Source organism: Mycobacterium sp. (assembly GCF_049683355.1).
Taxonomy (GTDB): Bacteria; Actinomycetota; Actinomycetes; order Mycobacteriales; family Mycobacteriaceae; genus Mycobacterium.
Genome location: NZ_JBAUJB010000336.1, coordinates 1 through 7,794, shown reverse-complemented (window position 1 = coordinate 7,794; position 7,794 = coordinate 1). Strand labels below are relative to the sequence as shown.

The window sequence follows — 7,794 nt, the reverse complement described above, 5'->3', positions numbered from 1 at the left end:
CTGCGCGCCCCGCTCGGCCGCCTTGACCGCGTCCCGGGCCGAGGCGACGGCCCCGTGGGTGTCGCCCCGCGATGCCTTCGTCCACGCCCTGGCCAACGCCAGCTCGGGAGCGAACAGCATCGATTTCAACCCGTGCCGGGATTCCGCCCGCCCCAACGCCTTTGCCGCCTCGATCGGCTCACCGAGGCGACCCAGCGCCTGTGCGAGCAGCATCCAAGCCAGCGGCCCCCAGGAGTAGCCCGTCGGCGCCAGCGTGTGCGCCGCGCCCCGCAGCAGCGTCACCGCGCGGTGCAGCTCGCCGGTGGCGATCAACACCTCCGCCACCAGCACCTCGCCGATCGACCGTCCCGGCTGCTGTCGCTGGGCGAACTCGGTGAGGCGGCGCGCCAACGTCAGCGCCCGCTCCGGGTCGCCCGTCATCAGCAGTGTCGTCGTCTGCCCGAATCCGCTGGTGAACCGCAGCAAGCCCGGATGCCCGGCGGACAACGCCCGCTCGGCGAGTGCGTCGACGTCACCGAAGCGGCCCATCCGTGCCGAGCTCAGCGCGGCCGACGAGGCGGCCCACCCGATCGCGGTGTCGTCGGCATCCGGCGAGGCCAGTACTTCCTGGGCGAGGTCCATCGCCCGGCTGAGGTTGCCCGCATTCATCGTGAACGTCGCCGACAGCGCGTCCAGCGTCGTCACCGCCGCGGGGGAGGACACCTTGCCGCGGGTCGCGCGCAGGAACGCCGTCGCCCGTTCCGGTTCGGACAGCATCCAGAACTGATTGGCCGCCGTGGGCAGCGCCCATGCCATCAGCTCGTCCTCGGTCAGCATCCCCGGGTCGATCTCGGCGAGCACCTCGTCGGCCTCCCTGCCGCGGCCCTGCCAGGCCAGGGCGTAGCCGACGGTGAGCCGGGTGGCCAGGTCGGGCTCCCGGCTCAGCGCCGCCTGTCCGAGTCGCTCACTGAGCTCGAGATCCCCCAACCGGAGGGCTTCCTGGGCGGCGGCGCACACCTCCGCGACGGGCTGCGGACGGTCGCTACCGACCGCCAGCACCGCCCGGCGCAGCCGGGCCACCACCCCACCGCCGTCGGACGCCGACAACCGTTCGACCAACGCGGTGCGAAGCCGGCGCAGCTCCGGTCCGCCGAGGGCGCCGCGCACCGAGTCGACGAACAGCGGATGCGCCGGGCGCACACCGTCGTCACCTGCGACGACCACCCCGCACCCCACGGCGTCGTCCACCGCGCCGGCCCCGGCCAGCGCCACCGCGTCGGCCAGTGGCAGCGGGTCGGCGACGGCGAGGAACTCCAGCACCCGGCGAGCCGTCCCGGGCAGTGTGTCGACGAACTCCTCGACCTGCGCCCGCAGCCGGCTGTCGTCGTGGCCGGGCGGTTGCAGGTCGATCCGCGCCACCAGCCCGTCCTGCCACAGCGCCGAGACCTCGGGCGGCACCGGGGCCCTGGCGACGGTCGCGGTGAGCAGCATCCGAACGGTGCGACCGACGGCGAGTTGATAGACGAGTGCGGCCGACAGCGGGTCCAGCAGGTGGGCGTCGTCGACGACCAACAACCGTCCGTCGCCGAGGCCGTCGCGCAGCGTCCGCAACACCGCGGCGGTCTTGCCCGTCTCGGGCACCTCCAGCAGCCGCTGGAAAGCCGCGAACGGGAGCGCCGCGCCCGACGCCGTCCCACGCACCCAGTCGACCCGCGGGAAGTCGACACTCAGCCGCTCGGCGGCTTGCCGCGCCAGCGAGGTCTTGCCGACGCCCGCAGAACCGATCAGGACCGCGCCGACCCGGGTCCGCACCCCGGATACGAGCTGATCGAGGGTTGGTTCGACGGGGGCGGTCACCCACCCGATCGGCACTTGCACAGGCACCGGGAAAGCCTATGGCTACCTTTGTCTGCGTGTCCCCGGAAGTGAGTCGACGAACCGACGACGAATGGGCTGTGTGCGTCTACTGCGCGTCAGGCCCGGTGCACCCGCCGCTACTGGAGTTGGCCAGCGACGTGGGAAAGGCCATCGCCGAGAGGGGATGGACCCTGGTCTCCGGAGGCGGCAACGTCTCGGCGATGGGCGCGGTGGCCGGTACCGCCCGGGCCCACGGCGGTTACACCGTCGGCGTCATTCCCAAGGCACTGGTGCACCGCGAGGTCGCCGACACCGAGGCCGACGAACTGGTCGTCACCGACACCATGCGGGAACGCAAACAGGTGATGGAAGACCGCGCCGATGCGTTCATCGCGCTGCCCGGCGGCATCGGCACCCTCGAGGAATTCTTCGAAGCCTGGACAGCGGGTTATTTGGGTATGCACTCCAAACCGATCGTGATGCTCGATCCCTTCGGGCACTACGGGGGGTTGCTGGACTGGCTGCGCGGGCTGGTCGCCAGCGGATACGTCGCCGCGGACGCACTGCGGCGACTCGTCGTCGTCGATGACGTCGATGCCGCTCTGGCCGCATGTGCACCGGTTGTATGACCGATGTCACTCGCAGTTAGGGTGGCCGACAAACCGACACAGCGGAGGAACAACGTCCTATGAGCGAGAAGTCCGGAGTCCGGCGCAGTGTCGGGTTACTCGATATTGCCGGCCAAGTGCCCGGTTTGGTGATGGACGCGCCGGTCATCGTGCGCGGCGTGGTCACCGGCTTTCTCGCGCGGCCCTCGGCGAAGACCTCGATCGGCAAGGTCTTCCAGGACCGTGCCGGCCGCTACGCCGACAAGGTCTTCCTCAAGTTCGAGGATCGTGAGCTCACCTACGGCGAAGCCAACGAGACCGTCAACCGCTACGCCGCGGTGCTGGCCGCCCGGGGCGTCGGCCACGGTGACGTCGTCGGCATCATGCTGCGCAACTCCGTCGAACCGGTGCTGCTCATGCTGGCGGCGGTCAAGTGTGGCGCGATCTCGGGAATGCTGAACTACAACCAGCGTGACGACGTGCTCGAGCACAGCCTCGGTCTGCTGTCGGCCTCGGTCGTGGTCGCCGAGACCGAGTTCGTGGAACCCATCAGCGAGAGCGGCGCCGACACCGACGGTCTGTTGACCCTCGACCAACTCAAGCGACTCGCCGAGACCGCGCCGACGACCAACCCGGCCACCACCCCTGCGGTGCTCGCCAAGGACAAGGCGTTCTACATCTTCACGTCCGGCACCACCGGGATGCCCAAGGCCAGCGTGATGACGCACTACCGGTGGTTGCGGGCACTGGCCGGTTTCGGCGGCCTCGGCATGCGTCTGAACAGGAACGACACCCTCTACTGCTGCCTGCCGCTCTACCACAACAACGCGTTGACGGTGGCACTGTCGTCGGTGCTTAACTCCGGTGCCACGCTGGCGCTGGGCAAGTCGTTCTCGGCGTCGAAGTTCTGGGACGACGTCATCCGCCACGACGCCTCCGCGTTCGTCTACATCGGCGAGGTCTGCACGTACCTGCTCAACCAGCCGCCGAAGGACACCGACCGCAGACATCGGGTACGGGTGATCGCCGGCAACGGGCTGCGCCCGGCCATCTGGGACGAGTTCACCGAGCGGTTCGGAATCCAGCGGGTCTGCGAGTTCTACGCCGCATCCGAGGGCAACACGGCGTTCGTCAACGTCCTCAACGTCGACAAGACCACCGGCATCTGCCCGTCGCCGGTGGCCTTCGTCGAATACGACGAGTCCGGCGACCCGGTGCGCGACAAGGACGGCGGGGTGCGCAAGGTCGCCAACGGCGAGCCCGGGCTGCTGCTGTCCAAGGTGAGCAACTTCCAGCCGTTCGACGGGTACACCGACAAGGAAGCCACCGAGAAGAAGCTGGTCCGCGACGCTTTCAAGGAAGGCGACGTGTGGTTCAACACCGGCGACCTGATGCGCTCGCAGGGCTTCGGGCACGCGGCGTTCACCGACCGGCTCGGCGACACGTTCCGGTGGAAGGGCGAGAACGTCGCCACCACCGAGGTGGAGGCCGCGGTGTCGACCGATCCGCAGGTCGAGGAAGCCACCGTCTTCGGGGTCGAGGTGCCCGACACCGGCGGTAAGGCCGGCATGGTCGCGATCCAGCTCAGGGACGGTGCCGAGTTCGACGGCAAGGCCCTGGCCAAGGCGGTCTACGACAAGCTGCCCGGCTACGCGATCCCGCTGTTCGTGCGGGTGGTCGAGGAGCTGGCGCACACCTCGACGTTCAAGAGCCAGAAGGTCGACCTGCGCAAGGAAGGCTACGGCGGCTCCAGCGGCGAGGGCGACGACGACGACGTCGAGATCGACGACCCGATCTATGTGCTCTCCGGCAAGGAGGAGGGGTACGTGCCGTTCTACGACGAGTACCTCGGCGAGGTCAAGGACGGCAAGAAGCCGAAGTAGCCCGTATCGCAGGCCCGTAGCCTGGTGACGTGCAGAGGACGTTTCTGGGGCGCCCGGTGGCCGCGGACCGCGCGCTGATCATGGCGATCGTGAACCGCACGCCGGACTCGTTCTACGACCGCGGCGCGACGTTTACCGACGACGCCGCCAAGCAGGCCGCGCACCGCGTGGTCAGTGAGGGCGCCGACGTGGTCGACGTCGGCGGGGTGAAGGCCGGGCCCGGTAACACGGTCGACGTGGCGGAGGAGATCAACCGCGTCGTGCCGTTCATCGAGTGGCTGCGCGCCGAATTCCCCGACCAGCTGATCAGCGTCGACACCTGGCGGGCCGAGGTGGCCAAACAGGCCTGCGCAGCGGGCGCGGACCTGATCAACGACACGTGGGGCGGAGTCGACCCCGACCTCGCGGCGGTCGCGGCCGAGTTCGGCGCCGGACTGGTGTGTTCGCACACCGGCGGTGCCGTGCCGCGGACACGCCCGTTCCGGGTGAACTACGGGATCTCCGAACGGGGCGTGGTCGACGACGTCATCGCCGAGGTGACCGCGGCCGCGGAGCGGGCGGTCGGGCAGGGGGTGCGCCGAGACGGCATCCTCATCGATCCAACGCACGATTTCGGCAAGAACACTTACCACGGCCTTAGTTTGTTGCGCCAGGTGAAAGAGCTTGTAAAAACTGGATGGCCGGTCCTGATGGCACTCAGCAACAAAGATTTCGTCGGGGAGACTCTGGGTGTGGACCTGACCGAACGCTTGGAAGGCACCCTGGCGGCCACCGCGCTGGCCGCCGCGGACGGAGCTGCGATGTTCCGGATGCACGAGGTCGGGCCCACACGACGCGTGCTGGAAATGGTCGCGTCGATCCAAGGCGCGCGGCCGCCGACTCGCACGGTGAGGGGACTGGCATGACTGTGTTATCCGATCGAGTCTCAGACCTGGCCACAGAAGGTGTGGCCGAACATCGCTGGCTGACCGACCACAGCTGGAGCCGGCCGGCCTGGACGATCGCCGAACTCGAAGCGGCGAAGGCGGGACGCACCGTGTCGGTGGTGCTGCCCGCGCTCAACGAAGAAGAGACCGTCGCCAGCGTCGTCGAGTCGATCACCCCGCTCGTCGGTGGACTGGTCGACGAGTTGATCGTGCTCGACTCCGGCTCCACCGACGACACCGAGATCCGCGCGCTCGCCGCAGGTGCCCGGGTGATCAGCCGGGAGGTCGCACTGCCCGAAGTCGCCCCGCAGCCGGGCAAGGGCGAGGTGCTGTGGCGGTCGCTGGCCGCCACCACGGGCGACATCGTCGCCTTCGTGGACTCCGATCTGCTCGATCCCGATCCGATGTTCGTCCCGAAGCTGCTGGGCCCGCTGCTCACCACCGACGGCGTGCACCTGGTCAAGGGCTTCTACCGGCGGCCCCTCAAGGTCAGCGGCAGCGAGGACGCCAACGGGGGCGGGCGCGTCACCGAGCTGGTGGCACGCCCCCTGCTGGCCGCTCTGCGGCCGGAGCTGATGTGCCTGTACCAGCCCCTCGGCGGGGAGTACGCCGGCACCCGTGAGCTCCTGACCGCGGTGCCGTTCGCGCCGGGGTACGGCGTGGAGATCGGGCTGCTCATCGACGCCTATGACAGGTTGGGGCTCGATGCCATCGCCCAGGTGAACCTCGGGGTACGCACCCACCGCAACCGGCCGTTGACCGAGTTGGCATCGATGAGCAGGCAGGTCATCGCCACCCTGCTGTCCCGGTGCGGAGTGCCGGATTCAGGGGTCGGGCTCACCCAGTTCTTCGCCGACGGTGAGGACTACACCCCGCGGATGTCGACGGTGTCCCTGCAGGACCGGCCGCCGATGGTGACCCTGCGCCCCCGCTGACGTTGCTGACGTTTCTGCCAACCGGAATTGCATTCCGGTAGCCGAAGTTCGGCAGGGGACCTGCGGGAATCCAATTCCGACGGGATGAGGCACTATCGAGGCGTGACCCTCGTTCTTCTCTACCTCGTGGTGCTGGTGCTCGTCGGCATCGTGCTGTTCGCTCTCGGCGGCGTGCTCTTCGGCCGGGGGGAGGTGCTGCCGCCGCTCCCGCACGCCACCACGGCCGCCGTATTACCCGCCTCGGGTGTCACCGGCGCCGATGTCGACGCGGTGAAGTTCACCCAGGCGCTGCGCGGCTACAAGGCTAGCGAGGTCGACTGGGTGCTCGACCGGCTGGGACAGGAACTCGACTCTCTTCGCGGTGAGCTGGCAGCGGTGCGTGCCACCCACGGTATGGACGAACCCGCCCACGCCGACGCCGGCCATGGTGCGCACGCGCTGCCCGCCGACGAGGCACCGGAACAGCCATGACTTCGGCCTCTGTCGATCGCCGGATCCGGTGCGGCTGGATCGACCAATCACGCTTGTCACCTACCGATTTCGACCTCTACCGGGACTACCACGACGACGAGTGGGGCCGCCCGCTGCAGGGTTCGGCCGCGTTGTTCGAACGGGTGAGTCTCGAGGCGTTCCAGAGCGGGTTGTCCTGGCTGATCATCCTGCGCAAGCGGGACAACTTCCGGGCCGCGTTCGACGGCTTCGACGTCGAACGCGTCGCCCGCTACACCTCGCGAGACGTCGACCGATTGCTGGCCGACCAGGGGATCGTACGCAATCGCGCCAAGATCGATGCCACCATCTCCAACGCGCGGATCGTCGCCGACCTGGCGGACGACGGCGTCGACCTCTCGGAGTTGCTGTGGTCGTTCGCGCCGCCGGACCGGCTGAGCCGGGCGCGACCCGCCGATCTGTCGCAAGTTGCGGCGGTGACGCCCGAATCCAAGGCGATGGCCAAGGAGCTGAAACGCCGCGGGTTCAGATTCGTCGGCCCGACAACGGCGTACGCGTTGATGCAGGCCACCGCGATGGTCGACGACCATGTGGCCAACTGCTGGGTTCCGCGTCCGAGCGAGTAGAGCCCGCCGGCCGCCCGCCCGAAACCGGCCAGCCGGGCCGTTGTCTGCGTCCGCTTGGCCGGGTCTTTGCACACGAGACGGCCCGGATAGGGAACAATGGAGTGCTGTAGCAGTTCAAGGCCGGATTCTGTCTGTGCTCCTCGAAGAGTGGGCAGGCCCGGCTCGTACCGACAGAACGGGCCCATACGGGCACGCCCATGCGGAGGGAGTACTCGATGGCGGCGATGAAGCCCCGGACCGGAGACGGTCCACTGGAAGCAACCAAGGAGGGGCGCGGCATCGTGATGCGGGTACCACTGGAAGGTGGTGGCCGGCTTGTCGTCGAGCTCACCCCCGACGAAGCTGCCGCGCTCGGGGACGAACTCAAGAGCGTCACCAGCTAGCGAACCTTGGTCGCTAGGACTTTAAGAGCTGTCTTGAGTTTTCAGGCTGCGTTTGCCAGGATGCGCGCCTGGCCCATAGTTTCGGTGATGTGAATATCGATGTTCTGCAACGCTTTTCGTATCGGTGGTGGAGCTGGCGGCTGGTCG

General features: G+C 68.6%; 8 protein-coding genes. 7 read left to right on the top strand and 1 reads right to left on the bottom strand.

The window, feature by feature from the left end; translation table 11 throughout:
* Positions 1-1,851, bottom strand: a 1,851-nt coding sequence (locus tag WA944_RS19395) for an AAA family ATPase (protein WP_526647242.1), incomplete at its 3' end; no start/stop codon positions are given.
* Positions 1,852-1,904: 53 nt separating this feature from the next.
* Here WA944_RS19395 and log point away from each other — a divergent pair.
* The 7 genes from log (at position 1,905) to WA944_RS19360 (ending at position 7,647) form a co-directional block, all read left to right on the top strand.
* Entirely contained in the window at positions 1,905-2,465 is a 561-nt protein-coding gene (log, locus tag WA944_RS19390; protein WP_526372341.1) for a cytokinin riboside 5'-monophosphate phosphoribohydrolase, read from the top strand.
* A 59-nt stretch (positions 2,466-2,524) separates the two neighbouring features.
* Positions 2,525-4,327: a long-chain-acyl-CoA synthetase FadD6 gene (gene fadD6, locus WA944_RS19385; RefSeq protein ID WP_526610401.1), complete on the top strand. Its 1,803-nt coding sequence runs from the start codon at positions 2,525-2,527 to the stop codon at positions 4,325-4,327.
* 80 nt (positions 4,328-4,407) lie between these two features.
* Complete coding sequence (gene folP / locus WA944_RS19380) at positions 4,408-5,232, top strand: dihydropteroate synthase (protein ID WP_526372342.1); 825 nt, start codon at positions 4,408-4,410, stop codon at positions 5,230-5,232.
* Positions 5,229-6,188, top strand: coding sequence for a glucosyl-3-phosphoglycerate synthase (locus WA944_RS19375; RefSeq protein WP_526372337.1), 960 nt, complete (start codon positions 5,229-5,231; stop codon positions 6,186-6,188). Before folP ends, WA944_RS19375 begins: the two co-directional genes overlap by 4 nt.
* A 102-nt stretch (positions 6,189-6,290) precedes the next feature.
* Positions 6,291-6,659 carry a DivIVA domain-containing protein gene (locus WA944_RS19370; RefSeq protein WP_526372338.1) on the top strand — a complete coding sequence of 123 codons (369 nt, stop codon included), beginning with the start codon at positions 6,291-6,293 and terminating at the stop codon, positions 6,657-6,659.
* The gene (locus tag WA944_RS19365; protein ID WP_526372339.1) at positions 6,656-7,264 is read left to right on the top strand and encodes a DNA-3-methyladenine glycosylase I; all 609 of its coding nucleotides are present in this window, start codon (positions 6,656-6,658) and stop codon (positions 7,262-7,264) included. Before WA944_RS19370 ends, WA944_RS19365 begins: the two co-directional genes overlap by 4 nt.
* A gap of 215 nt (positions 7,265-7,479) precedes the next feature.
* Entirely contained in the window at positions 7,480-7,647 is a 168-nt protein-coding gene (locus WA944_RS19360; protein ID WP_011211259.1) for a DUF3117 domain-containing protein, read from the top strand.
* Positions 7,648-7,794 lie beyond the last annotated feature (147 nt).